Origin of the sequence: Variovorax sp. CAN15 (assembly GCF_030462475.1) — a bacterium.
In the GTDB taxonomy this organism is placed as follows: Bacteria; Pseudomonadota; Gammaproteobacteria; order Burkholderiales; family Burkholderiaceae_C; genus Variovorax.
The window spans coordinates 297,770-321,582 of the sequence record NZ_JASMRZ010000001.1; the positions used below are offsets into that span (position 1 = coordinate 297,770).

The following is a 23,813-nucleotide window of genomic DNA, read 5'->3' on the forward strand; positions in this document are numbered from 1 at the left end:
GTTGTCTCCTTCTGCTCGTTCTTGTTTGCCAACGGCGCCCACCGCGCCGTTGGCAGTTATCCGTCAGTACCAGTGCTCCCGCGGAACCGGCTCCGCCGGGCCGCCGGGAGCGCCCCCTGAAGGGGGGATGCGAGCGACACGAAGTGCGCGAGAGTCGGGGGTGAGCTTACTTTGCCGTCGGCATGACGAACTCGGCGCCCTTGCCGATGCTCTCGGGCCAGCGCTGCATCACCGACTTCTGCTTCGTGTAGAAGCGCACGCCCTCTTCGCCGTAGGCGTGCATGTCGCCGAAGAGCGAACGCTTCCAGCCGCCGAAGCCGTGCCAGGCCATGGGCACCGGGATCGGCACGTTGATGCCGACCATGCCCACCTGGATGCGGCGGCTGAATTCGCGCGCCACGTTGCCGTCGCGCGTGAAGCAGCTCACGCCGTTGCCGAACTCGTGCGCGTTGACCAGGTCGATCGCGTCCTTGAAGTTGGCCACGCGCACGCAACTGAGCACCGGGCCGAAGATCTCTTCCTTGTAGATGCGCATCTCGGGCGTGACGTGGTCGAACAGCGTGCCGCCCATCCAGAAGCCGTCGCCGCAGCCTTCGCCCGCCTTGTTGCCATCGAACTTGCGGCCGTCCACCAGCAGCTTCGCGCCTTCCTTCTCGCCCAGGTCGATGTAGCCGGTGATGCGCTCGTGCGCGGCACGGGTGACGATCGGGCCCATCTCGGCCGCGAGGTTCTCGCCGTTCAACACCTGCAGCGTCTTGGTGCGCTCGATGAGCTTGGGGATGATCTTGTCGGCCACGTCGCCCACCAGCACCGCCACGCTGATGGCCATGCAGCGCTCGCCGGCCGAGCCGTAGCCCGCGCCGATCAGCGCGTCGACCGTCTGGTCGATGTCGGCGTCGGGCAGCACCACCATGTGGTTCTTCGCGCCGCCCAGGGCCTGCACGCGCTTGCCGTGGCGTGCGCCGGTCTCGTAGATGTAGTTGGCGATGGGCGTGGAGCCGACGAAGCTGATGGCCTTGACGTCGGGGTGCTCCAGCAGCGCGTCGACCGCGGCCTTGTCGCCCTGCACGACGTTGAACACGCCGTCGGGCAGGCCGGCTTCCTTCAGCAACTCGGCGATGCGCAGCGAGGGCGTCGGGTCGGTCGGGCTGGGCTTGAGGATGAAGGTGTTGCCCGCGGCGATGGCCACCGGGAACATCCACATCGGCACCATCACCGGGAAGTTGAAGGGCGTGATGCCGGCGACCACGCCCAGGGGCTGGCGCAGCGTCCAGTTGTCGATGCCGGTGCTCACCTGGTCGGTGAAGTCGCCCTTGAGCAGCTGAGGAATGCCGCAGGCGAACTCGACGATGTCGATGCCGCGGCTGACTTCGCCCTGCGCGTCGGTGAAGACCTTGCCGTGCTCGGCGGTGATCATGTGGGCCAGCTCGTCCTTGTGCTCGTTGAGCAACTGCAGGAACTTGAACATCACGCGCGCGCGGCGGATCGGCGGCGTGTCGGCCCAGGCCGGAAAGGCGGCCTGAGCGGCTGCAACGGCGGCCGAGACCTGGTCCGCATTGGCCAGGCCGACCTTGCCGGTGACGGCGCCGGTGGCGGGGTTGGTCACGTCCTGCGTGCGGCCGGAGGTGTTGGCGGCGGGCTTGCCGGCGATGAAGTGGTCGATGGAAGTAGCGGAAGTGGACATGGGGGAGAACCCTGAAAGAGGCTGAATCCGGAGGAAGAGTGCGGCCAGTTTAGGCAGCGCGTTGTTCCCCGCCTAGTCGCGAAGCTTGAACTTATTGTTCACGTTGGCGAACAATGCAGGCATGAAACCCCAAAATATCGAGTCGCTCTGGACGCACCTGCACTGGCTCACGGTGCTGGCGCAGCAGGGCAGCTTCACCGCCGCCGCGCTGCGCCTGGGCGTGAGCAAGGCGGCCATGAGCCAGCGCATCGCCGAGCTCGAGCGCGCGGCCGGCGCGCCATTGGTGCAGCGCACCACGCGCAGCGTGCGGCTCACCGAGGCAGGCCAGCGGCTGGTGGAGGACATGCGCGGCCCCTTCGAGCAGATCGCCCACAGCTTCGCCGGCGTGCGCGACCTCGCGGGCGTGCCGCGCGGGTTGGTGCGGGTCACGGCGCCGGTGGCCTTCGCGCGCCAGCAGCTGGTGCCCCGGCTGGCCGACTTCCTGCGCGCGCAGCCCGAGGTGCGCATCGAACTCGACCTGTCGGACCGCCTCAGCTCGCTGGCGATGGAAGGCTTCGACCTCGCGATCCGCCACACGGCCGCGCCGCCCGACACGCACGTGGCCTGGACGCTGTGCGAAACCCGCTCGGTGCTGGTGGCCAGCCGCGCCTACCTGCGCCGCCGCGGCACGCCGCGCGAGCCGCAGGCGCTGGCGGGCCACGACTGCCTGCACTACCCGCGCGCGCAGGAAACGCCGACCTGGCACTTCGAGGCGAAGGCATCGGCGCCGCGCATCACGGTGCCGGTCTCGGGGCCGCTGGTCGCCAACAACAGCGAGGCGCTGCGCGACGCGGCGCTCAGCGGGCTGGGCATCGCGCTGGTGCCCGATTTCAGCGCGCAGGCGGCGCTGCAGTCGGGCAAGCTGCAGCAGGTGCTGCCGCAATGGCGCTCGGTGGGCGCCTTCGGCGAGCGCCTGTATGCGATACGGCCCTACGCCACGCACGTGCCGCAGGCGGTGACGGCTTTCGTGGGGTGGCTGCGCGCGGCCCTGTCCGATGGCTTCGCGCCCTGAACAAAACCTGAAGAAACGGCGCGGTGCCCTACGCAAACGAAGGGTCTGGCCCGCCTCGACAGCGGATGCACGCGGTTACGATGCGCGCACTTGAACCGGGTTTTGTTAACTTTCCCGCTCGCCCGCCTCATTCATTCTTCCTCCAGCCATGTCCCCCGCCCCATCGTCTGCCGACGCCCGCGCCGCCGACAGCGCGTGGCCCCGCGTCGCGCAGCGCGAGCAGGAAGGCCGCCAATGGACGGTGGCCAGCGGCCGCTGGACCACGCTGGCGATGTCGTCCAAGCCGGCCTGGCAGGCGCTGGACCAGAGCCTGAAGGCAGCCCCGCCCGCCGACGACCGCGCCTGGGACCTGCGGCCCATCGAGCAGCTCGACCACGTCGGCGCGCAACTCCTGTGGGATCACTGGCGCCACGAATGGCCGGCCACCATCGAGCTGTCGCCGCAGCACAAGGCCGTGCTCGACCAGGTAGCGCAATACACCGTCGACACGCCGGATGAACCCAGGCCCACGCTGAACGACCGGATCCGCGCGTTCTCGCACTACGGGCCGCGCCTCATGTACGTGGTTCGCGACTTCATCGCGCTGATCGGCCAGCTCGCGCTGGACCTCGGCCGGCTGGTGCGCGCGCCGCATCGCGGGCCGTGGCGCGATTTTTCCGGGCACCTGTATCAGTTCGGCGCGACGGCGCTGCACATCACGGCGCTGGTCGGCCTGCTCATCGGCGTGGTGCTGGCCTACCTGATCTCGCAGCAGCTGCGCCAGTACGGCGCCGAGACCTTCGTGGTGAACATCCTCGGGCTCTCGCTGATCCGCGAACTGGGGCCGGTGCTGGCGGCGGTGCTGATCGCCGGGCGCTCGGGCTCGGCCATCACGGCGCAGATCGGCGTGATGCGCGTGACCGAGGAGCTCGACGCGATGCGCGTGATGGGCATCCCGCACGGCTTCCGCCTGGTGATGCCGCGCGTGCTGGCGCTGGCCATCGCGATGCCGCTGATCAGCCTGTGGACCTCGATGGCGGCGCTCGCGGGCGGCATGCTGGCGGCCGACGCGGCGCTCGACATCTCGCCGGCCTACTTCCTCTCGGCCCTGCCGCGCGCGGTGCCGATCTCGAACCTGTGGCTGGCCATGGCCAAGTCGGCGGTGTTCGGCATCCTGATCGCGCTGATCGGCTGCCACTTCGGCATGAAGGTCAAGCCCAACACCGAGAGCCTCGGGCGCGGCACCACGCAGTCGGTCGTCACCTCGATCACCGCCGTGATCCTGGTCGACGCGCTTTTTGCCGTGCTCTTCAAGGGCATCGGCTTCAGAGCATGAGGGCGTGAACCATGAGCATGCCCGTGCGCCCCGACACCGATCCCACCGTGGTGGACATCCACGGCCTGTGGACCGTGTTCCACAGCGCCGACGGCGAGCAGGTGGTGCACCGCGACCTGCAGCTGCACATCGATCGCGGCGAGGTGTTCTCGCTGGTGGGCGGATCGGGCACGGGCAAGACGGTGCTGCTGCGCCAGATCCTCGGGCTGGAGAAGCCCACGCGCGGCCACGTGGAAGTGCTGGGCCAGGAGCCCGGCGAGCTCAGCGCCTCGGGCGCGGCCAACGTGGGCATGCTGTTCCAGCACGGCGCGCTGTTCTCGGCCTTCAGCGTGCTGGAGAACATAGCCTTTCCGCTGCGCGAGCTGAAGCTGCTGCCCGACGAGCTCATCCGCCACGCGGCGCTGGTGAAGCTGCAGATGGTGGGCCTGGGCCCGCAGCATGCCAACAAGAGCCCTGCCGACCTGTCGGGCGGCATGATCAAGCGCGTGGCGCTGGCGCGCGCGCTCATCATGGACCCGCCGCTGCTGCTGCTGGACGAACCCACCGCCGGCCTCGACCCCGAAGCCTCCGACAGCTTCTGCGACCTGCTGCGCGGCCTGCACCGCGAGCTGGGCCTCACGGTGGTGATGGTCACGCACGACCTGGACACGCTGTTCGACCTGAGCACCCGCATCGCGGTGCTGGCCGACCAGAAGGTGATCGTCACCGGCGCGGCGCGCGAGGTCATCGCGTATCCGCATCCCTTCATCCACGAATACTTCCTCGGCGGGCGCGGCCAGCGCGCCCTCGAAGCGCTGCATGACAAGCCAGCCGGACAATCCCCCGCGAAGCCTGCCTCCGGGCAGGCCGCTGAAAGGTAGGTAGCCACCATGGAAAACAAGGCCCACGCCCTCGCCGCCGGCGCCTTCGTGCTCGGACTGATCGCCGCGCTCGTCGCGCTGGTGGTCTGGTTCACGCGCGACAACACCGTGCGCAACATCTACGAGCTCTCCACCCGCGACGCGGTCAGCGGCCTGCAGCCGCAGGCCATGGTGCGCTACCGCGGCATCGCGGTGGGCAAAGTGGCGTCGATCGACTTCGACCCGAAGATCAAGGGCAACGTGCGGGTGCGCATCTCGGTCGACGAGCGCGTGCCGCTCACCACCTCCAGCTTCGCCACGCTGAGCTACCAGGGCGTGACCGGCCTGGCCTTCATCGCGCTGGACGACAAGGGCGAATCGACCGTCGCGCTCAAGCCGAACAACGACGACCCGCCGCGCATCCCGCTCAAGCCCTCGATGCTGGCGCAGCTGCAGGACCGCGGCGAAGCCATCATCAACCAGGTCGAGGAAGTGACCAAGCGCGCCAACCAGCTGCTGAGCGACCCCAACCAGAAGCGCGCGGCCGATGCGCTGGAGAACATCGCGGCCGCCTCGGCCAGCGCCAACACGCTGCTCAAGACGCTCGACAGCACCGTGAAGACCGGCCTGAACCCGGCGCTCGCGAAGATGCCCGACACGCTGGCCTCGGTGAAGAAGGCCGCCGGCGACGTCTCGCGCGTGGCCAACAACTTCAACACCACCGTGGGCCGGCTGAACGCGCCCGACGGCCCGGTCGAGCGGCTGAGCGACGGCACCAAGGCGCTGGCGCAGGCGGTGGATTCGTTCAACGCCGCCACGCTTCCGCGCGTGAACCGCGTGGCCGACGACACCTCGCACGCGGTGCGCCGGCTGGGCCGCGCGGCGGACAGCATCAACGACAACCCGCAATCGCTGCTCTTCGGCAACGGCGGCGCGGCGGCGGGCCCTGGCGAGCCGGGCTTCCAGGCGCCGGCCGCGTCGCGGCCCTGATTCCGACGGAGCGAGGATCACCGACCATGAACGCCATTCGCAAGACCCCTGCCGCCCTCGCGCTCGGCTGCGCCCTGCTGCTGGCCGCCGGCTGCGGCGCGCTGCCCGACAAGCCCGCGCGCGCCACGCTCTACGACTTCGGCCCCGGCCCGGCGATGCCTGCCGCGGCACCCGCGGCGGCCACGCTCCCGACGTTGTCGCTGGCCGAGTTCGAGAGCAATTCCCGCCTCGATGGCACGCAGATCCTCTACCGGCTGGGCTATGCCGATGCCAACGAGCTGCGGCCCTACGGCCAGTCGCGCTGGAGCCTGCCGCCTTCGCAGCTGCTGCGCCAGCGGCTGCGCGACACGCTGTCGGAGCGCCGCATGGTGCTCGGCCCCGAAGAGGCCGCCACCATCTCGCGCAGCCGGGGCCAGGCGCCGGACACGCTGCGCATCTCGCTGGACGAATTCAGCCACTACTTCGAATCGGCAAGCGCCAGCGTGGGCCTGGTGCGCCTGCGCGCCACGCTCGTGCGCAGCGCCACGGGCGGCGACCGGGTGCTGGGCCAGCGCCTTTTCACCGTGCGCCGCCCCGCGCCCAGCGCCGACGCACCCGGCGGCGTGAAAGCGCTGATCGCGGCCAGCGATGCGGCCGTGGCCGAGGTGGTGCAGTGGGTCGATCAGTTGCAGCAGCAACAGCCGCGGCAGTAATCTCCCGCATCACACGGAAGGAAGGAGCCTCGTCCCATGAACGCAACCCGCATCGTCGGCATCCTGCTGATCGTGGCCGGCATCGCCGCATTGGCCCTGGGCAGCTTCAGCTTCACCAAGGAAACCCACCAGGCCAAGCTCGGGCCGCTGGAGTTCTCGGTGAAGGAGAAGGAAACGGTCAACCTGCCGGTGTGGGCCGGCGTGGCGGTGATCGTGGTGGGCGGGGCGCTGGTGCTGCTGGGGGGCCGGAAAGGCTGAGCCTTCTTCAGGCTCGCCGGCCCGACAGCCCCGCCATCAGCTGCGGCAGCAGTTCCTCTGAAGTACCGCGCAGCACCACGGACGCCGCGTCGTCCAGGTGCGGCAGCGGCTCCAGGTTCAGCGTGATGAGCCGCGCGCCGTGCGCGAGCGCGGTCTGCGGCAGCTCGGCGGCCGGGTAGACGATGGTGGTGCTGCCCACCACCACGAACAGATCGCACTCCTGCGCCGCCACCTGCGCGTCGAGCAGCACGCCGGCATTCAGCATCTCGCCGAACATCACCACGTCGGGCCGCGCGTGCGAGCCGCAGCGCAGGCAGCGGTGGAAGGGCCAGGGGCCGCTGCGGTTGCCGCAGCGGTCGCAGCGCCAGCGGCGCAGCGAGCCGTGCAGCTCCAGCACATCCTGGCCGCCGGCCAGCGTGAGCAGCCCGTCGACGTTCTGCGTGACCAGCCGCGTGGCGGGGCGCAGCCGCTGCAGCAGCGCGAGCGCGGTGTGGCCCGGGTTGGGCTGGGCCGACTCGATCACCGACTGGCGCTGCGCCCAGAATTTCGTGAAGCCCGAGGGGTCACGCTGAAGGTCTTCGGCATGCGAGAACTGCAGCGCGTTCTGGTTCTTCCACAGGCCGTCGGCGTCGCGGTAGGTCGGGATGCCCGAGGCGCGCGACAGGCCGGCGCCGGAGAAGACGACGATGCGCCGGGCATTGCTCAGCAGCCTGGTGGCTGCGCTGACGGAAGAAGCGATATCTGGTGTGACGTGCGTCATCGCTCTGGTCTGGCGGGGCTCGCTGGGGGGAGAGCAGCGGTGGCGCCCAGGCGCTGCGACACGGTGTCCGCGCAAGCCTTGAGCGCACGGGCGATCTCGCCGTCCCACGCGGTGTCGAAAATGCCGGCCGGGCCGATGGCGGTGACGGCCAGCACGATGGCGCCAGTGTGGTCGAAGACGGGCGCGGCCATGGCGCTGACGCCTTCGATGACCTCGCCGTCGGAGCGGCTGATGCCGTGGTCGCGCACTTCTTTCAGCTGGCGCTCGAAGTCGCTCCACGAAGGCAGCGGCTGCACCGGCGGCATGCCGGCCGGCGGCGTGGGTTCGCCGCTCTTGCGCTGCTTCTGGCGCTGGCGCTCTTCCTCGAGCAGGCTGCGCACCACCCCGGCGTCGAGGTAGGTGGCGAACACCCGGCCCGAGGCGGTGTTGGTCAGCGAGAACACCGTGCCGTGCCGCATGTTCACGTGCACCGGCGACGGCGACTCGGCCGTGCGCACGATGGTCGCCCCGCGCGCGCCCCATACGGCCAGCGCCACGGTGTGGCCGGTCTGCTGCGCAAGCTGGCCGATCAGCGGGGTGGCGATGTGCACGGGGTCGGCCTGCTGCAGGCTGATGAGGCCCAGTTGCAAGGCAAGCGGGCCGAGCAGATAGTGGCCGCTGGCGCGGTCCTGCTCGATGAGGCCCAGGCGCCCGAAGCTGACCATGTACGGGTGCGCCTTGGCGGCCGTCATGTCGGCTTCCCGGGCCAGGTCCTTCAGCGCCATGGGCCGGCCGTGGTGCACCAGCGCCCGCAGCAACTGGCCGCCGACCTCGATGCTCTGGATGCCGCGCTGGGCGCGGTCGGTGTCAGTGGCCATGGCTGCCTTTGGCGTCCGGTTGTTCGTTCATGAAGAAGGGATTAGACATTAACTGATCGCCGGCTTACACTGCGGAAATTCGTTAACCGCGAATTCGTTCGACTTAGACGAATTCCAAATTCCACCCCACCGACGGAGACACCCCGATGAGCCAAGCCAAGAAATTCGCCAGCCAGGCCGACATGGAAGAGAAGAAGATCACCTTCAGCCAGATCTCGGAACATGCCTGGGCCTACACCGCCGAAGGCGACCCCAACACCGGCATCGTCATCGGCGACGACTGCGTGCTGGTGGCCGACACCCAGGCCACGCCCGCCATGGCGGCCGACGTGGTGCGCCGCATCCGCGAGGTGACCGACAAGCCCATCAAGTACGTGGTGCTCACGCACTACCACGCCGTGCGCGTGCTGGGCGCGGCAGGCTACGGCGCCGAGCACATCCTGGCCAGCCAGGACACGCGGGACCTGATCGTCGAGCGCGGCGAGCAGGACAAGGCCAGCGAGATCGGCCGCTTCCCGCGCCTGTTCCAGAACGTCGAGACGGTGCCGCCGGGCCTGACCTGGCCCACCATGACCTTCACCGGCAAGATGACGCTGTGGCTGGGCAAGCTGGAAGTGCAGCTGATCCAGCTCGGCCGCGGCCACACCAAGGGCGACACCGTCGTCTGGCTGCCGCAGGAACGCACGCTGCTGTCGGGCGACCTGGTCGAGTTCGGCGCCACCCCGTACGCCGGAGACGCCTACTTCAAGGACTGGCCGCAGACGCTGGACAACATCGCCGCGCTCAAGCCCGTGGCGCTGGTGCCGGGCCGCGGCGCCGCGCTGACCACGCCGGAAGCCGTGTCCGAGGGCCTGACGGGCACGCGCAACTTCATCTCCGACGTCTACGCCAGCGTGCAGGAAGGCGTGAAGGCCGGGCGCGACCTGAACGCGGTCTACAAGGAGACCTACGCGAAGCTGCAGCCCAAGTACAGCCAGTGGGTGATCTTCGACCACTGCATGCCCTTCGACGTGAGCCGCGCCTACGACGAGGCCTCGGGCCATGCCGACCCGCGCATCTGGACGGCCGAGCGCGACGTCGAGATGTGGAAGGCCCTCGAAGGCTGATCCCGCATTGCTCCCTTCCCCGCTGGGGGAGGGCTGGGGTGGGGGCAGGCAGAGCGCCAGTTTCGAGCGCCGTCGAGCCCCCATCCCGACCTTCCCCCAGCGGGGGAAGGAGCGAGACAAGGACAAAGGACACGGAGACAAGTACGTGATCGACTATCAAAGCCTGCGCTTCGACTACAAGCGCCACGCCGACCAGGACGCGGCGGCACCGGCGCAACACCCCGTCGTGATCGTCGGCGCCGGCCCGGTGGGCCTCACTCTGGCCATCGACCTCGCGCTGCGGCAGGTGCCCGTGGTGCTGCTGGACAACGACAACACCCTGTCCAGCGGATCGCGCGCGATCTGCTTCGCCAAGCGCACGCTGGAAGTGTTCGACCGCCTGGGCTGCGGCGACCGCATGGTCGACAAGGGCGTGTCGTGGAACGTGGGCAAGGTGTTCTTCCACGACGAGCAGGTCTACAGCTTCGACCTGCTGCCCGAGCCCGGCCACGAGCGCCCGGCCTTCATCAACCTGCAGCAGTACTACGTCGAGGGCTACCTCGTCGAGCGCGTGGCTGCGCTGCCGCTGATCGACCTGCGCTGGAACAACAAGGTCACGGGCATCGAGCAGGGCGACGACGGCGCGGTGCTGACGGTGGAAACGCCCGAGGGCAACTACCGGCTGCAGGCCGACCATGTCGTAGCCTGCGACGGCTCGCGCTCCAACATGCGCCAGATGCTGGGCCTGGAGGCCAAGGGCCGCGTGTTCCGCGACCGCTTCCTGATCGCAGACATCACGATGGACGCCGACCTGCCCACCGAGCGGCGCTTCTGGTTCGACCCCTCGTTCCACCCCGGCCAGAGCGTGCTGCTGCACAAGCAGGCCGACGGCATGTGGCGCGTGGACTTCCAGCTCGGCTGGGACGCCGATCCGGTGGAAGAGCGCAAGCCCGAGAACATCACGCCGCGCGTGCGCGCGCTGCTCGACAGCATCGGCTTCGAGGGCGTGCAGTTCCGGATCGGCTGGGCCAGCGTCTACACCTTCGCCTGCCAGCGCATGGAGCACTTCCGCCACGGCCGCGTGCTGTTCGCGGGCGACTCGGCGCACGGCGTGTCGCCGTTCGGCGCGCGCGGCGCCAATTCGGGCGTGCAGGATGCGGACAACCTCGCCTGGAAACTCGCGGCCGTGGTGCAGGGCGACGCGCCCGACACGCTGCTCGACAGCTACGCCAGCGAGCGCGAATACGCCGCCGACGAGAACATCCGCAACTCCACCCGTGCCACCGACTTCATCACGCCCAAGAGCGAGGTGAGCCGGCTCTTCCGCGACGCGGTGCTGGAGCTGACGAAGCGCCACGCCTTCGCGCGCACGCTGGTCAACAGCGGCCGGCTGTCGGTGCCCTCGGTGCTGCGCGACTCGCCGCTGAACACGCCCGACACCGACGCCTTCTCGGGCGCGATGGTACCGGGTGCCGCGGCAGCCGACGCGCCCGTGGTGCACGCCGACGGCAGCACCGGCTGGCTGCTGCGCGAATGCCATGTCGCGCAGTTCACCGCGCTGGTGTTCGGCCAGGGCGAGGCGGCCGAGCGCAGCCTGGCCGAGTTGCGGGCCAGCGACCGGCCGCTGCACGTGGTGCGCATGGAAGACGGCGCCCGGGGCAGCGAGCTCGCCGCGCAGCGCTACGACGCCCGCCCCGGCACCGTGTACCTGCTGCGCCCCGACCAGCACGTGTGCGCGCGCTGGCGCGCCCCGTCGGCGGCGCAGGTGCGCAGCGCCATCGACCGCGCGCTCGGCAAACACTGACGGGACCAACGCAATGACCGCATCCACCCCAAAGCTGATCACCGAAGCGCACCTCGAGGCGCCCGACGATTTCTACGAAGCGCTGATCGACGCGCACCAGGGCCTGAGCACCGACGAGAGCAACGCGTACAACGCGCGCCTCGTGCTGGTGCTGGCCAACCACATCGGCTCGCTCGCCGTGCTGCGCGAAGCGCTCGCGGCAGCGAAGTAACGCCCCATTCAAGCCATCCATGAGGACCACATGACCGCCGCAACCTCTACCACCGAGCGCCGCTATCAAAGCGGCTTCGGCAACGAATACGCCTCCGAGGCCGTGCCCGGCGCGCTGCCGCAGGGCCGCAACAACCCGCAGCGCGGGCCCTTCGACCTCTACACCGAGCTGATCTCCGGCACCGCCTTCACCGCGCCGCGCCACGAGAACCGCCGCACCTGGCTGTATCGCCGCCAGCCCTCGGTGGTGTCGGGCCGCTACCAGCCGTACGCGCAGCCGCTGTGGAGCACCGGCGCCGACCGCGAGGTCGCGCTGCCGCCCGAGCCGCTGCGCTGGCACCCGCAGCCGCTGGACGAAGCGGCGGCCAAGGCCGACTTCGTCGACGGCATGCGCACCATCGCGGCCAACGGCGACGCCGAGTCGCAGGTCGGCATCGGTTCGCTGATGTACCTGGCCGGCCGCTCGATGGAGCGCCGCGCCTTCGTCAATGCCGACGGCGAGATGCTGGTGGTGCCGCAGCAGGGCCGCCTGGTCATCACCACCGAGCTGGGCGTGCTCGACGTGAAGCCCGGCGAGATCGCGGTGCTGCCGCGCGGCATGGCCTTCAAGGTCGCGTTGCCCGATGGGCTCTCGCGCGGCTACGTGTGCGAGAACTACGGCGCGCACTTCCGCCTGCCCGAGCTGGGCCCCATCGGCTCGAACGGCCTGGCCAACGCGCGCGACTTCCAGGCGCCGGTGGCAGCCTTCGAGACCGAGGAAGGCGGCTACGAGATCGTCAAGAAGTTCGGCGGCCGCTTCTGGCAGGCGCCGATGAAGCAGTCGCCCTTCAACGTGGTCGCCTGGCACGGCAACCTGTCGCCGGTGAAGTACGACACGGCGCACTTCATGGTGATCGGCTCGATCAGCTTCGACCATCCCGATCCGTCGATCTTCACCGTGCTGACCTCGCCCAGCGACACGCCCGGCACCGCCAACTGCGACTTCGTGATCTTCCCGCCGCGCTGGATGGTGATGGAGAACACCTTCCGTCCGCCGTGGTTCCACCGCAACCTGATGAGCGAGTTCATGGGCCTGGTGCTGGGCGAATACGACGCCAAGCCGGGCGGCTTCAAGCCCGGCGGCGCGAGCCTGCACAACTGCATGGTGCCGCACGGCCCCGACGAGGAAGCCTTCGACAAGGCCACGAATGCCGATCTGAAGCCGCACAAGCTGGACAACACGCTGGCCTTCATGTTCGAGAGCCGCTATCGCTTCGTGCCGACGAACTTCGCGCTCAAGAGCCCTGCGCTCGACACGGACTACGCCGACTGCTGGGCCGGCCTGAAAGATCAATTCAAAGCATGAAGAAAGCATTCACCCTCTCGCGCCGCGCAGCGGCCGTCGCACTGCTCGCGATGCCATTTGCGGCTCAGTTCACGGCACAGTTCGCGCACGCCGCGGACTACCCGACCAAGCCCATCCGCTTCATCGTGCCCTACACCCCCGGCGGCACCACCGACCTGGTGGCGCGCACCGTGGGCCAGAAGGTGTCGGAGAAGCTGGGCCAGCCGGTGCTCGTCGACAACCGCGGCGGCGCGGGCGGCAACATCGGCATGGACGCCGTGGCCAAGGCCGCGCCCGACGGCTACACCATCGGCTTCGGCGCGATCTCGACCAATGCGCTGAACCCGCACATCTACAAGTCGATGGCCTTCGATCCGCGCAAGGACTTCACCGCCATCAGCCTGCTGGGCACCTCGACCATCGTGCTCGAAGTGCCGGCTGCCTCGGCCATCAAGACCGTGCCCGACCTGATCGCCGCCGCCAAGAAGAACCCCGGCCTGCCCTACGCCACCGCGGGCGCCGGCACCTCGATGAACCTGGCGGGCGTGATGTTCGCGCAGATGACCGGCACCGAGCTCGTGCACGTCGCCTACAAGGGCAGCGGTCCGGCCATCACCGACATGCTGGGCAACAACATCGGCGTGATGTTCGACAACCTGCCGGCCTCGCTGCCGCACATCCAGGCCGGCAAGCTGCGCGCGCTGGCGGTGGCGGGCCCGGCGCGCTCGCCCTCGCTGCCAGACGTGCCGACCCTGGCCGAGGCGGGCCTGAAGGGCTACGCGCTGGAGCCGTGGTTCGGCGTGTACGGCCCGGCCAACCTGCCGGCGCCGGTCGTCAAGGCGCTGAACGAAGCTTTTGTCGAAGCGCTTGCCATGCCCGACGTGAAGGCCAAGCTGGCGCAGGCCGGCTTCTCGCCGCGCGGCTCGACGCCGCAGGAGCTCGCGAAGCTGAGCGATACCGAATACAAGCGCCTGGGCGACGTCGCCAAGAAGGCTGGCATGTCCGCGGAGTAAGGCTCTCCCCCAGGCTTGCCCACTTCGTGTGGCCGCCAACCCCCTTCCGGGGGCAACACCTGCGGCCCGGCGAAGCCGGTTCCGCGGTGTTTCCCGAAAAGACCGGACCCTTCAGAAAACTTGCTCGAAAGACATCCTCATGACCGCACTGAACGCCACCCATGACCCGAAGCTGCGCAGCTGGGTCGCATCGGCCAACGAGGCCGGCACCGACTTCCCGATCCAGAACCTGCCCTTCGGCCGCTTCCGCGCCGCCGGCAGCAGCGAAGCCTTCCGCATCGGCGTCGCCATCGGCGACCAGGTGCTGGACCTGCGCGCCGCCGGTCTCGTCGACACCGACGACATGAACGTGCTGATGAACGCCGCCACGAAGGAGCGCCAGGCGTTGCGCGCCGCCATCTCCGCCGGTCTGGCCGAAGGCAGCGACAAGCAGGCCGCGTGGTCGAAGGCGCTGCTGCCGCAGGCCAGGGCCGAGATGACGGTGCCCTGCCGCATCGGCGACTACACCGATTTCTACACGGGCATCCACCACGCCACCACCATCGGCAAGCTGTTCCGCCCCGACCAGCCGCTGATGCCCAACTACAAGTGGGTGCCCATCGGCTACCACGGCCGCGCCTCGTCCATCGGCGTGAGCGGCCAGGTCTTCAAGCGCCCGCACGGCCAGACCAAGGCGCCCGACGCGGCCGAGCCGAGCTTCGGCCCGTCGAAGCGGCTGGATTACGAGCTGGAGCTGGGCTTCTTCATCGGCCGTGGCAACGCGCAGGGCGAGCCCATCGCCATCGCCGACGCCGAGGAGCACCTGTTCGGCGTGACGCTGCTCAACGACTGGTCCGCGCGCGACCTGCAGGCCTGGGAATACCAGCCGCTCGGCCCCTTCCTGTCGAAGAACTTCGCCAGCACGCTGTCGCCCTGGCTGGTGACGATGGAAGCGCTGGCGCCCTTCCGCTCGAAGTTCGAGCGCCCCGCCGGCGACCCGCAGCCGCTGCCGTACCTCGACTCGGCATCGAACCGCGAAAGCGGCGCGCTCGACATCACGCTCGAAGTGCTGCTGCAGACCGCGAAGATGCGCGCCGAGGGCGTGGCGCCCGTGCGCCTGACGCGCGGCAACACCACCGAGGCGGCCTACTGGACGGCCGCGCAGCTGGTCGCGCACCACACGGTGAATGGCTGCAACCTGCAGCCGGGCGACATGCTGGGTTCGGGCACGCTCTCGGGCCCCAAGCCCGACGAGGCCGGCTCGCTGATCGAACTGACGCTGGGCGGCAAGCAGCCGATCACGCTGCCCAACGGCGAGAAGCGCACCTTCCTGGAAGACGGCGACACGCTGGTGATCCGCGGCTACTGCGAGCGCGCGGGTGCGGTGCGGATCGGGCTGGGCGAGGTCAGCGGAACGGTGGTCTGAGCCTGTCTTTTCCCCTCTCCGTCTGAGAGAGGGCCAGGGTGAGGGCTCTGTGCCTCTGACGAAGCGCGGCTTTGAGTTCGATGCCAATGCCCTCACCCCAACCCTCTCCCCAGGGGGAGAGGGGGCAATACCGGGTCAGGGCGCGGTAGCGGGCGTGGCAGCGGCCGGCCAGGCCACCTCGCTCGCCACGCGCGGCTTGCCGATCGGCGCGGTCGCCTTGCCGATCTTGATGGCGGCCATGTCCGCCTCGCTCGGGTACTGGTTCGCCAGCCAGTAGTCGAACACCCGGCGCGCGATGGGCGCCGCGGCACCCGCGCCCCAGCCGGCGTTTTCCACGATCACCGCGACGGCGATCTTCGGGTCGTTCACAGGCGCGAACGCCATGAAGAGGGCGTGGTCGCGCTGGTGCTCTTCGAGCGCGCGCGCGTTGTACTTGGTGTTCTGCGCCTGCGTCACCGCCTGCGCCGTGCCGGTCTTGCCGGCCGCCTGGTAGGCCGCGCCCGCGAACACGCCGCGCGCCGTGCCGCTCGTGACCACGCTGGTCAGGCCCTCGCGGATCACCGCGATGTTGGCGGCCGAGAAGCCTAGGTTTTCCGGCGGCGGCTGCGGCAGCGGCACCACCTGCCCGCTCACCGTGTTGCGCGTGGCCAGCACGAGGTGCGGCTTGTGCTTGAGGCCGCCGTCGGCCACGATGGCCGTGGCCTGCGCCAGCTGCAGCATGGTGAAGTTGTTGTAGCCCTGGCCGATGCCCAGCGAGATGGTCTCGCCCGCATACCACTTCTTCTGCTCGGGCCGCTTGTAGGTGTTGCGCTTCCACTCGGTGCTCGGCAGCACGCCGCGCACCTCGCCGCCCAGGTCGATGCCGGTGATCTGGCCGAAGCCCAGCGGCTTCATGAAGTCATGGATCATGTCCACGCCCATCTCGTTGGCCAGCGAGTAGTAGTAGATGTTGCTCGACAGCTGGATCGAGCGGCGCATGTCGACGCCGCCCAGGTTGCCCTCGGGGCTGCCGAAGCGGTGGCCGCCGAAGTTGAAGTAGCCGGGGTCGTTCACCACCACGCTGGGGCCGCGCTTGCCGGTCTGCAGCGCCGCCAGCGCCATGAAGGGCTTGTAGGTGGAGCCCGGCGGGTAGGTGCCGCGCAGCGCGCGGTTCAGCAGCGGCTTGTCGATGGATTCGGTGAGCGCCGCCCAGCTTTCGTTGTCGATGCCTTCGACGAAGAGGTTCGGGTCGAAGGTGGGCTTGCTCACGAAGGCGAGGATCTCGCCGGTCTTGGGGTCGATGGCCACCAGCGCGCCGCGACGGTMGCCGTACATGTCCTCCACCAGCTTCTGCAGCTTGATGTCGAGCGACAGCATCACCGTGTTGCCTGGCGTGGCAGGGTGGCTGGCCAGTCGACGCACGGCACGGCCGCCGGCGGAGGTTTCCATCTGCTCCACGCCGGTCTGGCCGTGCAGCGTCTTCTCGTAGCTCTGCTCGATGCCCAGCTTGCCGATGTAGTCCGTGCCCTTGTAGTTGGCCTGGTCTTCCTCGTCCCAGTCTTCCATCGCGGTCTTCTCGCGCTGGTTGATGCGGCCGATGTAGCCGAGCACGTGCGAGGCCAGCTCGCCCTGCGGGTAATTGCGGAAGAGGCGCGCCTTGATTTCCACGCCGGGGAAGCGGTAGCGCTGGGCGGCGAAACGGGCGACTTCCTCGTCGCTCAGGCGGGTGCGGATCGGGATGGAGTCGAAGCTGCGCGAGTCCTCTCGCAGGCGCTTGAAGCGGCGGCGGTCGCGCGGCGAGACCTCGAGCACCTGCGTGAGGCTGTCGATGGTTTCCTCGACGTCGTTGACCTTGGAGGGCGTGATCTCCAGCGTGTAGGCCGAGTAGTTGGAGGCCAGCACGATGCCGTTGCGATCGAGAATGAGCCCCCGGTTGGGCACCACCGGCACCACCGCCGTGCGGTTGCTCTCGGCCTGCTCGGCCAGGTCTTCGTGGCGCGTGACCTGCAGGTAGACCAGCCGCGCGCACAGCAGCCCGAACGCGAAGAGCACCGCCAGCCCGATGACGATCACGCGGCGCTTGAAGCGCGCGAGGTCGGCGGCGACGTTGCGGATTTCGGTCATGGCGATGGGAGCTTAGGCGCGCGCAGGTGCGATGGCAAATGGGAGCCGAATGCCGCACGAAAGCAGGACGGATTGACTGGGGGACACCGCGGAACGGGCTTTGCCCGGCCGCTGGTGTTGCCCCCGGCGAGGGGGTTGGCGAAGCGACACGAAGTGCGCGGAGCCTGGGGGAGAGCTCATAGCGGCCTGTTCTCGTCCGGTTCCGGCGTTCGGCGCTGGGGGGCCAGCAGCAGCGCGGTGGCCAATGGCCAGAGGGCGGCCTCGATGGCCGGCGAGGCCAGCACCGTCCAGCCCGGGAACACGCCGCCGCCGATCATCCGCGTGACCACCTCGATCAGCTGCGACAGCGCGAAGAGCGGCAGCACCTGCAGCGCCTGCGACGCCACCGGATACCAGAGCAGGCGCCGGTGGATGGTGATCGCGAAGAAGCCCAGCGTGGTGTAGGACAGCGCATGCTGGCCCAGCATCGACGACTGGTGCACGTCCATGCAAAGGCCGAACACGAAGGCCGCGCCGATGCCCACACGCGCGGGCTGGTGCACGCCCCAGAACACGATCACGAGCGCGAGCAGGTCGGGCATCCAGACCGCGCGGCCGATGGGAATCATGTTGACGAGCAGCGCCACCACGAGGCTGCTCCACATGAAGACCGGGCTGACGGGCAGCAGCAGCTGCTGCTGGCCTGGACGCTTGATCATGGGCGCGCTCCCGGCTTCTTCTCGTTCTTGCCCGCGCCCGGCTTGCCCTCGGGGCGCTTGCGCTGTGTGACGGCGGGCTGCGCCGGTGGCGGCGCGGCGGGCGTGCCGGTGGGTTCGAGCACCAGCACGTAGCGCGCGGCCGTCACGTGGGCCAGCGGCACGCAGTAGATGCGGGCGAAGGCGGAGTCGGCGCGCCGCTCGATGCGATCGATCTTCGCCACCGGCAGGCCGGCGGGGTAGATGCCGTCGACGCCGCTGGTGGAGAGCAGATCGCCCTCCTGCAGGTCGGCGTTGGCGGCCATGAAGCGCAGCTCCAGACCGCCGCCGTGGGCCGAGGCGTCGCCGAAGGCCACGCTGCGCACGCCGGTGCGGGTGTTCTGCACGGGAATGGAAAGGTCGCGGTCGATCACCAGCGTGACCTCGCTCGTGAAGGGCAGCACCTGCGTGACCTGCCCGAGCACGCCGCGCGCGTCGATCACCGGCGAGCCGGGCTGCACGCCCTGGGCCATGCCCTGGTCGATGACGATCTTGCGGGTGTAGGGATCGGCCGCGTCGTAGAGCACCTCGGCCGCGCGGCCCGGCGTTGCGGTGGTCTGGCGCAGCTCGAGCAGCTCGCGCAGGCGGGCGTTGTCCTGGGCCAGCGTGTCGGCCTGGGCGGCGCGCTCGGCCTGCATCATCAGTGCCTTGCGGGCGTCGTCTTCGTTGCGCTGGGCGGTCTGCAGGTCTTCGAAATAGCGACCGCCGCCCAGCACCGCCTGCACCGGCTTCAGCGCCACCCACTGCACCGGATAGAGCACGGCCCCGATGGCCGCGCGGATCGGCTGCACGATGTGGAAGCGCGCGTCGGCCACCATGAGGAACAGGGCGAGCGCGCCGAAGAAGATCAGCTTGCTGAGTGCCGACTGGCCCTGGTTGAACAGGGGTGGCGCTGTGCGATCGAGCGTGCCCAGGGGCATGAATTCGGCCTAGTTTTCACCGCGCCTTGCGCGACTTGCAACGCAGGAAATTAACACACGATCCATTGCCACGAATACCGCGGAACCGGCTTTGCCGGGCCGCTGGTATTGCCCCCTGCAAGAGGGTTGGCGCAGCGACACGAAGTGCGCGAAGCCTGGGGGTGTACCTCGGTTATTCGCTCGTGAAGATGCTGCCCAGGCGGTCCATGCGCTCGAGAGCGATGCCGCAGCCTCGCACCACGCAGGTCAGCGGATCTTCGGCGACCAGCACCGGCAGGCCGGTTTCCTCGGCCAGCAGGCGGTCGAGATCGCGCAGCAGCGCGCCGCCACCGGTCAGCATCATGCCGCGCTCGGCAATGTCGGCGCCCAGCTCGGGCGGCGTCTGCTCCAGCGCGTTCTTCACGGCCGAGACGATGTTGTTGAGCGGATCGGTCAGGGCTTCCAGCACTTCGTTGCTGCTGATGGTGAAGCTGCGCGGCACGCCTTCGGACAGGTTGCGGCCCTTGACTTCCATTTCCTTGACTTCGGAGCCCGGGAAGGCCGAACCGATGTTCTTCTTGATGACTTCGGCCGTCGGCTCGCCGATCAGCATGCCGTAGTTGCGGCGGATGTAGTTGATGATGGCTTCGTCGAAGCGGTCGCCGCCCACGCGCACGGAGCCCTTGTAGACCATGCCGCCCAGGCTGATGACGCCCACTTCGGTGGTGCCGCCGCCGATGTCCACCACCATCGAGCCAGAGGCTTCGCTGACCGGCAGGCCGGCGCCGATGGCCGCGGCCATGGGTTCCTCGATGAGGTAGACGGAGGTGGCGCCCGCAGCTTCGGCCGCGTCCTTGATGGCGCGGCGCTCGACCTGGGTGGAGCCGCAGGGCACGCAGATGATGATGCGCGGGCTCGGCGTGAGCAGCGTGCGCGGGTGCACCATCTTGATGAACTGCTTGATCATCTGCTCGGTGATCACGAAGTCGGCGATCACGCCGTCCTTCATCGGGCGGATCGCCTCGATGTTGCCGGGCACCTTGCCCAGCATGGCCTTGGCTTCGCGGCCGACGGCCTGGATCACCTTCTTGCCATGCGGGCCGCCTTCGTGGCGGATGGCGACGACCGAGGGCTCGTCGAGCACGATGCCCTTGTTGCGGGCGAATATCAGGGTGTTGGCGGTGCCGAGGTCGATCGCAAGGTCGGTGGAAAAGTACCGACGGAAAGCTCCAAACATGTGCGGAATCCTCTGAGCACGGCCTGCGCGTCGGCAGGTCGTCGCTCTATTTTTTGGGTCGTTTGACGGGGTGAATTGATCGTTTTTGGCGCAAAAGCCGGCGCGTTCGCGGGGGTTGCGGCAAAGGCGGGATAATACCCGAATCCCCTCTGATTCCCGTATTAGCACCGGCTCCGGCGTGCGAATACACCCGCTTTTTTGGGCCGTTCCGACCTATGTCACTCTCCGCTTCCGATATTGAGCGCATCGCCTCGCTGGCGAGGCTCCAGCTGGCTCCCGATGAAAGCGAGCGCATGCTCAGCCAGATCAACGGCTTTTTCGACTTAGTCGAACGTATGCGTTCCGTCGACACCGCCGGCGTCGAGCCGCTGGCCCATCCGGTGGCCGCCCTCGAAGACATCACGCTGCGGCTGCGCGACGACGTGGTGAGCGAACCCAATAACCGCGAAGCCAACCAGAAGAGCGCCCCGGCCGTCGAAGCCGGCCTGTTTCTCGTGCCCAAGGTAATCGAATGATGAGCAGCAGCGGTGAATTGCACCAATTGAGCGTTGTCGAGCTGGCGAAGGCGCTGGCCGAGCGCAAGGTTTCGGCCGTCGAGGCCTCGCAGGCCTTCCTGGGCCGCATGAAAGCGCATGAGTCGCTGGGCACCTTCGTCGACGTGAACGAGGAAGCCACGCTGGCCCAGGCCCGCGCCGCCGACGCGCTGATCGCCAAGGGCGACGCCCCCGCGCTGGCCGGCGTGCCCATTGCGCACAAGGACATCTTCGTCACCACCGACTTCGCCACCACCGCCGGCTCGAAGATGCTCGCAGGCTACCGCTCGCCCTTCGACGCCACCGTGGTTCGCCGCCTGGCCGAGGCCGGCGCGGTCACGCTGGGCAAGCTGAGCTGCGACGAGTTCGCCATGGGCTCGGCCAACGAGAACGTCGCGGTACCCGCCGTGGGCCACGACAAGGCCGTGCCGGTGCGCAACCCGTGGAACCTCGAACGCATTCCGGGCGGCTCGTCCGGCGCCAGCGCGGCCGCCGTGGCGGCACGCCTCGCGCCCGCGGCCACCGGCACCGACACCGGCGGCTCGATCCGCCAGCCCGCCTCGTTCTGCGGCATCACCGGCATCAAGCCCACCTACGGCCGCGCCTCGCGCTACGGCATGGTGGCCTTCGCATCGAGCCTCGACCAGGCCGGCCCGATGGCCCGCTCGGCCGAAGACTGCGCACTGCTGCTGTCGGCCTTCTGCGGCCCCGACCTCGACCGCGACTCCACCTCGCTCGACAAGCCCGCCGAGAACTTCGGCCGCTCGCTGAACGACTCGCTCGAAGGCCTGCGCATCGGCGTGCCGAAGGAGTTCTTCGGCGAAGGCGTGGCGCCCGGCGTGCGCGCGGCCATTGATGCCGCGCTCGCTCAGTACGAGAAGCTCGGCGCCAAGCGCGTCGAGGTGACGCTGCCGCGCACCGAACTATCGATCCCCGTGTACTACATCATTGCCGCAGCCGAGGCCTCGAGCAACCTGAGCCGCTTCGACGGCGTGAAGTTCGGCCACCGCACGAAGGCCTCCTACGATCCGAACGACGAACGAGAAAGAAGCGCGCTGACCCAGATGTACGAACGCACCCGCGCCGAAGGCTTCGGCGACGAGGTCAAGCGCCGCATCATGATCGGCACCTATGTCCTTTCGGAGGGCTACTACGACGCCTATTACCTCCGGGCGCAGAAGGTGCGCCGCATGATCGCCGACGACTTCCAGCAGGCCTTCAAGCAGTGCGACGTGATCGTCGGCCCCGCCGCGCCCACCATCGCCTGGAAGATCGGCGAGCACGGCGACGACCCCGTGGCCGACTACCTCGCCGACATCTTCACGCTGCCCGCATCGCTGGCCGGCCTGCCCGGCATGAGCGTGCCCGCAGGCTTCGACGGCGGCATGCCCGTGGGCCTGCAGCTGATCGGCAACTACTTCGGCGAGGCGAAGCTGCTGAACGCAGCGCACCGCTTCCAGCAGGCCACCGACTGGCATTCGCGCACGCCGGAGGGCTTCTGAAATGAGCGAGACAGTGAACACCTTCGAAGCACAACAACAGGGCCGCCCGACCGGCCCGCTGGTGCGCGGCTATGAAGTCATCATCGGCTTCGAGACGCACGCACAGCTCTCCACCGCGAGCAAGATCTTCAGCCGCGCCTCCACCGCCTTCGGCGCAGAGCCCAACACGCAGGCCTGCGCGGTCGACCTCGCGCTGCCCGGCACGCTGCCCGTGATGAACAAGGGCGCGGTCGAGCGCGCCATCAAGCTCGGCCTGGCGCTGGGCTCGCACATCGCGCCGCGCAGCGTGTTCGCGCGCAAGAACTACTTCTATCCCGACCTGCCCAAGGGCTACCAGATCAGCCAGTTCGAGATTCCCGTGGTGCAGGGCGGCGCGGTGTCGTTCTTCGTGGGCGAAGAGCAGAAGACGGTGCGCCTGGTGCGCGCCCACCTCGAGGAAGACGCGGGCAAGTCGCTGCATGAAGATTTCGTCGGCCAGAGCGGCATCGACCTGAACCGCGCCGGCACGCCGCTGCTGGAGATCGTGACCGAACCCGACATGCGCTCCACCGCCGAGGCCGTGGCCTACGCGAAGGAGCTGCACAAGATCGTCACCTGGATCAGCATCTGCGACGGCAACATGCAGGAAGGCAGCTTCCGCTGCGACGCCAACGTGTCGGTGCGCCGCCCCGGCGAGAAGCTCGGCACGCGCCGCGAGATCAAGAACCTGAACAGCTTCAAACACATGCAGCAGGCGATCGACTACGAGATCCGCTGGCAGATCGACGAGATCGAGGACGGCCGAAAGATCGAGCAGGCGACCGTGCTGTTCAATGAAGGCACCGGCGAAACGCGCGCCATGCGCGCCAAGGAAGACTCGGCCGACTACCGCTACTTTCCCGACCCCGACCTGCCGCCGCTGGTCATCGCCAGCGACTGGATCGAGCGCGTGAAGGCCGCAATGCCCGAGCTGCCGCGCGCGATGGCCGAGCGCTACGTGCGCGACCACGGCCTGTCGGAATACGACGCCGCGCAGCTCACTCAGAGCGCCGCGCTCGCCGGCTACTTCGACGAAGCCGTGAACGCGGGCGCCACGCCCAAGCTCGCGAGCAACTGGATCACCGGCGAGATGGCGCGCCGCCTGAACGCCGCCGAGATCGGCATCGAGGCCGCGCCGGTGAAGGCGCAGCAGCTGGCACAGCTCGTGAAGCGCATCGTGGACGGCACGCTGCCCAACAACGCCGCACGCCAGGTGTTCGAAGCCCTGTGGACCGGCGAAGGCAGCGATGTCGACGCGATCATCGAGGCGAAAGACCTGAAGCCGATGAACGACACCGGCGCGCTCGACAAGATCCTCGACGAGGTGATCGCGAAGAATGCGAAGAACGTCGAGGAATATCGCGGCGGCAAGGAAAAGGCGCTCAACGCCCTCGTGGGTCAGGTCATGAAGGCCAGCGGCGGCAAGGCCAATCCGGCGCAAGTCACCGAGCTGCTGAAGGCCAAGCTAGCCTGACCGGGGCCCTCCCTCACCCCTTCGGA

The 23,813-nt window shown here is 68.8% G+C and carries 22 protein-coding genes; 15 read left to right on the forward strand and 7 right to left on the reverse strand.

Annotated features, from left to right (window positions below; all coding sequences use genetic code 11):
* Positions 1–166: 166 nt before the first annotated feature.
* Entirely contained in the window at positions 167–1,684 is a 1,518-nt protein-coding gene (locus QMO14_RS01300; protein ID WP_301503797.1) for a CoA-acylating methylmalonate-semialdehyde dehydrogenase, read from the reverse strand.
* Between the two features lie 121 nt (positions 1,685–1,805).
* Here QMO14_RS01300 and QMO14_RS01305 point away from each other — a divergent pair, with 121 nt between their 5' ends.
* The 6 genes from QMO14_RS01305 (at position 1,806) to QMO14_RS01330 (ending at position 6,829) form a co-directional block, all read left to right on the forward strand.
* A complete protein-coding gene (locus tag QMO14_RS01305) occupies positions 1,806–2,735 on the forward strand; it encodes a LysR family transcriptional regulator (protein ID WP_301503798.1) in 930 nt (309 codons plus the stop codon).
* A gap of 148 nt (positions 2,736–2,883) precedes the next feature.
* Positions 2,884–4,050, forward strand: coding sequence for an ABC transporter permease (locus QMO14_RS01310; protein WP_301503799.1), 1,167 nt, complete (start codon positions 2,884–2,886; stop codon positions 4,048–4,050).
* An 11-nt stretch (positions 4,051–4,061) separates the two neighbouring features.
* Entirely contained in the window at positions 4,062–4,910 is an 849-nt protein-coding gene (locus tag QMO14_RS01315; RefSeq protein WP_301503800.1) for an ABC transporter ATP-binding protein, read from the forward strand.
* Between the two features lie 9 nt (positions 4,911–4,919).
* Positions 4,920–5,879, forward strand: coding sequence for an MlaD family protein (locus QMO14_RS01320; protein WP_301503801.1), 960 nt, complete (start codon positions 4,920–4,922; stop codon positions 5,877–5,879).
* A gap of 26 nt (positions 5,880–5,905) precedes the next feature.
* Complete coding sequence (locus tag QMO14_RS01325) at positions 5,906–6,571, forward strand: ABC-type transport auxiliary lipoprotein family protein (protein WP_301503802.1); 666 nt, start codon at positions 5,906–5,908, stop codon at positions 6,569–6,571.
* A gap of 36 nt (positions 6,572–6,607) precedes the next feature.
* A complete protein-coding gene (locus QMO14_RS01330; protein ID WP_019655424.1) occupies positions 6,608–6,829 on the forward strand; it encodes a hypothetical protein in 222 nt (73 codons plus the stop codon).
* A 7-nt stretch (positions 6,830–6,836) separates the two neighbouring features.
* Here the strand turns inward: QMO14_RS01330 and QMO14_RS01335 are convergent, their stop codons facing one another.
* Complete coding sequence (locus QMO14_RS01335; RefSeq protein ID WP_301503803.1) at positions 6,837–7,589, reverse strand: NAD-dependent deacylase; 753 nt, start codon at positions 7,587–7,589, stop codon at positions 6,837–6,839.
* Positions 7,586–8,446 carry an IclR family transcriptional regulator gene (locus QMO14_RS01340; protein ID WP_301503804.1) on the reverse strand — a complete coding sequence of 287 codons (861 nt, stop codon included), beginning with the start codon at positions 8,444–8,446 and terminating at the stop codon, positions 7,586–7,588. The genes QMO14_RS01335 and QMO14_RS01340 overlap by 4 nt, the downstream gene beginning before the upstream one ends.
* Positions 8,447–8,592: 146 nt before the next feature.
* Between QMO14_RS01340 and QMO14_RS01345 the strand changes: the two genes are divergently transcribed.
* The 6 genes from QMO14_RS01345 (at position 8,593) to fahA (ending at position 15,287) form a co-directional block, all read left to right on the forward strand.
* Positions 8,593–9,552: an MBL fold metallo-hydrolase gene (locus QMO14_RS01345; RefSeq protein WP_301503805.1), complete on the forward strand. Its 960-nt coding sequence runs from the start codon at positions 8,593–8,595 to the stop codon at positions 9,550–9,552.
* Positions 9,553–9,697: 145 nt separating this feature from the next.
* A complete protein-coding gene (locus QMO14_RS01350) occupies positions 9,698–11,335 on the forward strand; it encodes an FAD-dependent oxidoreductase (protein ID WP_301503806.1) in 1,638 nt (545 codons plus the stop codon).
* Positions 11,336–11,348: 13 nt separating this feature from the next.
* Positions 11,349–11,546, forward strand: a complete 198-nt coding sequence (locus tag QMO14_RS01355) for a DUF2783 domain-containing protein (protein ID WP_126022388.1) — start codon at positions 11,349–11,351, stop codon at positions 11,544–11,546.
* 30 nt (positions 11,547–11,576) lie between these two features.
* Positions 11,577–12,890: a homogentisate 1,2-dioxygenase gene (gene hmgA, locus QMO14_RS01360; protein WP_301503807.1), complete on the forward strand. Its 1,314-nt coding sequence runs from the start codon at positions 11,577–11,579 to the stop codon at positions 12,888–12,890.
* The gene (locus QMO14_RS01365) at positions 12,887–13,882 is read left to right on the forward strand and encodes a tripartite tricarboxylate transporter substrate binding protein (protein ID WP_301503808.1); all 996 of its coding nucleotides are present in this window, start codon (positions 12,887–12,889) and stop codon (positions 13,880–13,882) included. The genes hmgA and QMO14_RS01365 overlap by 4 nt, the downstream gene beginning before the upstream one ends.
* Before the next feature lie 139 nt (positions 13,883–14,021).
* The gene (gene fahA, locus QMO14_RS01370; RefSeq protein WP_301503809.1) at positions 14,022–15,287 is read left to right on the forward strand and encodes a fumarylacetoacetase; all 1,266 of its coding nucleotides are present in this window, start codon (positions 14,022–14,024) and stop codon (positions 15,285–15,287) included.
* 135 nt (positions 15,288–15,422) lie between these two features.
* Here fahA and mrdA read toward each other — a convergent pair whose 3' ends face one another.
* The 4 genes from mrdA to QMO14_RS01390 form a co-directional block, all read right to left on the reverse strand.
* On the reverse strand, positions 15,423–17,390 hold the full coding sequence (gene mrdA, locus QMO14_RS01375) for a penicillin-binding protein 2 (protein ID WP_301503810.1): 1,968 nt from the start codon (positions 17,388–17,390) through the stop codon (positions 15,423–15,425).
* A gap of 176 nt (positions 17,391–17,566) precedes the next feature.
* Positions 17,567–18,088 carry a rod shape-determining protein MreD gene (gene mreD, locus QMO14_RS01380; RefSeq protein WP_301503811.1) on the reverse strand — a complete coding sequence of 174 codons (522 nt, stop codon included), beginning with the start codon at positions 18,086–18,088 and terminating at the stop codon, positions 17,567–17,569.
* Positions 18,085–19,044, reverse strand: coding sequence for a rod shape-determining protein MreC (gene mreC / locus QMO14_RS01385; RefSeq protein ID WP_301503812.1), 960 nt, complete (start codon positions 19,042–19,044; stop codon positions 18,085–18,087). The genes mreD and mreC overlap by 4 nt, the downstream gene beginning before the upstream one ends.
* 172 nt (positions 19,045–19,216) lie before the next feature.
* Entirely contained in the window at positions 19,217–20,260 is a 1,044-nt protein-coding gene (locus QMO14_RS01390) for a rod shape-determining protein (protein WP_007833435.1), read from the reverse strand.
* A gap of 215 nt (positions 20,261–20,475) precedes the next feature.
* Between QMO14_RS01390 and gatC the strand changes: the two genes are divergently transcribed.
* The 3 genes from gatC to gatB are packed head-to-tail and all read left to right on the forward strand — an operon-like array spanning position 20,476 to position 23,787.
* Positions 20,476–20,775 carry an Asp-tRNA(Asn)/Glu-tRNA(Gln) amidotransferase subunit GatC gene (gene gatC / locus QMO14_RS01395; protein WP_301503813.1) on the forward strand — a complete coding sequence of 100 codons (300 nt, stop codon included), beginning with the start codon at positions 20,476–20,478 and terminating at the stop codon, positions 20,773–20,775.
* Positions 20,775–22,295 (forward strand): Asp-tRNA(Asn)/Glu-tRNA(Gln) amidotransferase subunit GatA, encoded by a 1,521-nt coding sequence (gene gatA, locus QMO14_RS01400; protein ID WP_301503814.1) that lies wholly within the window; start codon positions 20,775–20,777, stop codon positions 22,293–22,295. The genes gatC and gatA overlap by 1 nt, the downstream gene beginning before the upstream one ends.
* Position 22,296: 1 nt before the next feature.
* The gene (gene gatB / locus QMO14_RS01405; RefSeq protein ID WP_301503815.1) at positions 22,297–23,787 is read left to right on the forward strand and encodes an Asp-tRNA(Asn)/Glu-tRNA(Gln) amidotransferase subunit GatB; all 1,491 of its coding nucleotides are present in this window, start codon (positions 22,297–22,299) and stop codon (positions 23,785–23,787) included.
* Positions 23,788–23,813: the final 26 nt, after the last annotated feature.

Excerpts from the sequence above, each read along its gene's own strand:
- mreC (WP_301503812.1), bottom strand. The coding sequence starts at position 19,044 with ATGCCCCTGGGCACGCTCGATCGCACAGCGCCACCCCTGTTCAACCAG.
- QMO14_RS01390 (WP_007833435.1), bottom strand. The coding sequence starts at position 20,260 with ATGTTTGGAGCTTTCCGTCGGTACTTTTCCACCGACCTTGCGATCGAC.
- QMO14_RS01345 (WP_301503805.1), top strand. The coding sequence starts at position 8,593 with ATGAGCCAAGCCAAGAAATTCGCCAGCCAGGCCGACATGGAAGAGAAG.
- QMO14_RS01340 (WP_301503804.1), bottom strand. The coding sequence starts at position 8,446 with ATGGCCACTGACACCGACCGCGCCCAGCGCGGCATCCAGAGCATCGAG.
- fahA (WP_301503809.1), top strand. The coding sequence starts at position 14,022 with ATGACCGCACTGAACGCCACCCATGACCCGAAGCTGCGCAGCTGGGTC.
- gatB (WP_301503815.1), top strand. The coding sequence starts at position 22,297 with ATGAGCGAGACAGTGAACACCTTCGAAGCACAACAACAGGGCCGCCCG.
- QMO14_RS01300 (WP_301503797.1), bottom strand. The coding sequence starts at position 1,684 with ATGTCCACTTCCGCTACTTCCATCGACCACTTCATCGCCGGCAAGCCC.
- mreD (WP_301503811.1), bottom strand. The coding sequence starts at position 18,088 with ATGATCAAGCGTCCAGGCCAGCAGCAGCTGCTGCTGCCCGTCAGCCCG.
- QMO14_RS01330 (WP_019655424.1), top strand. The coding sequence starts at position 6,608 with ATGAACGCAACCCGCATCGTCGGCATCCTGCTGATCGTGGCCGGCATC.
- gatA (WP_301503814.1), top strand. The coding sequence starts at position 20,775 with ATGAGCAGCAGCGGTGAATTGCACCAATTGAGCGTTGTCGAGCTGGCG.
- hmgA (WP_301503807.1), top strand. The coding sequence starts at position 11,577 with ATGACCGCCGCAACCTCTACCACCGAGCGCCGCTATCAAAGCGGCTTC.
- QMO14_RS01365 (WP_301503808.1), top strand. The coding sequence starts at position 12,887 with ATGAAGAAAGCATTCACCCTCTCGCGCCGCGCAGCGGCCGTCGCACTG.
- QMO14_RS01320 (WP_301503801.1), top strand. The coding sequence starts at position 4,920 with ATGGAAAACAAGGCCCACGCCCTCGCCGCCGGCGCCTTCGTGCTCGGA.
- QMO14_RS01325 (WP_301503802.1), top strand. The coding sequence starts at position 5,906 with ATGAACGCCATTCGCAAGACCCCTGCCGCCCTCGCGCTCGGCTGCGCC.
- QMO14_RS01310 (WP_301503799.1), top strand. The coding sequence starts at position 2,884 with ATGTCCCCCGCCCCATCGTCTGCCGACGCCCGCGCCGCCGACAGCGCG.
- QMO14_RS01355 (WP_126022388.1), top strand. The coding sequence starts at position 11,349 with ATGACCGCATCCACCCCAAAGCTGATCACCGAAGCGCACCTCGAGGCG.
- QMO14_RS01335 (WP_301503803.1), bottom strand. The coding sequence starts at position 7,589 with ATGACGCACGTCACACCAGATATCGCTTCTTCCGTCAGCGCAGCCACC.
- QMO14_RS01305 (WP_301503798.1), top strand. The coding sequence starts at position 1,806 with ATGAAACCCCAAAATATCGAGTCGCTCTGGACGCACCTGCACTGGCTC.
- gatC (WP_301503813.1), top strand. The coding sequence starts at position 20,476 with ATGTCACTCTCCGCTTCCGATATTGAGCGCATCGCCTCGCTGGCGAGG.
- QMO14_RS01315 (WP_301503800.1), top strand. The coding sequence starts at position 4,062 with ATGAGCATGCCCGTGCGCCCCGACACCGATCCCACCGTGGTGGACATC.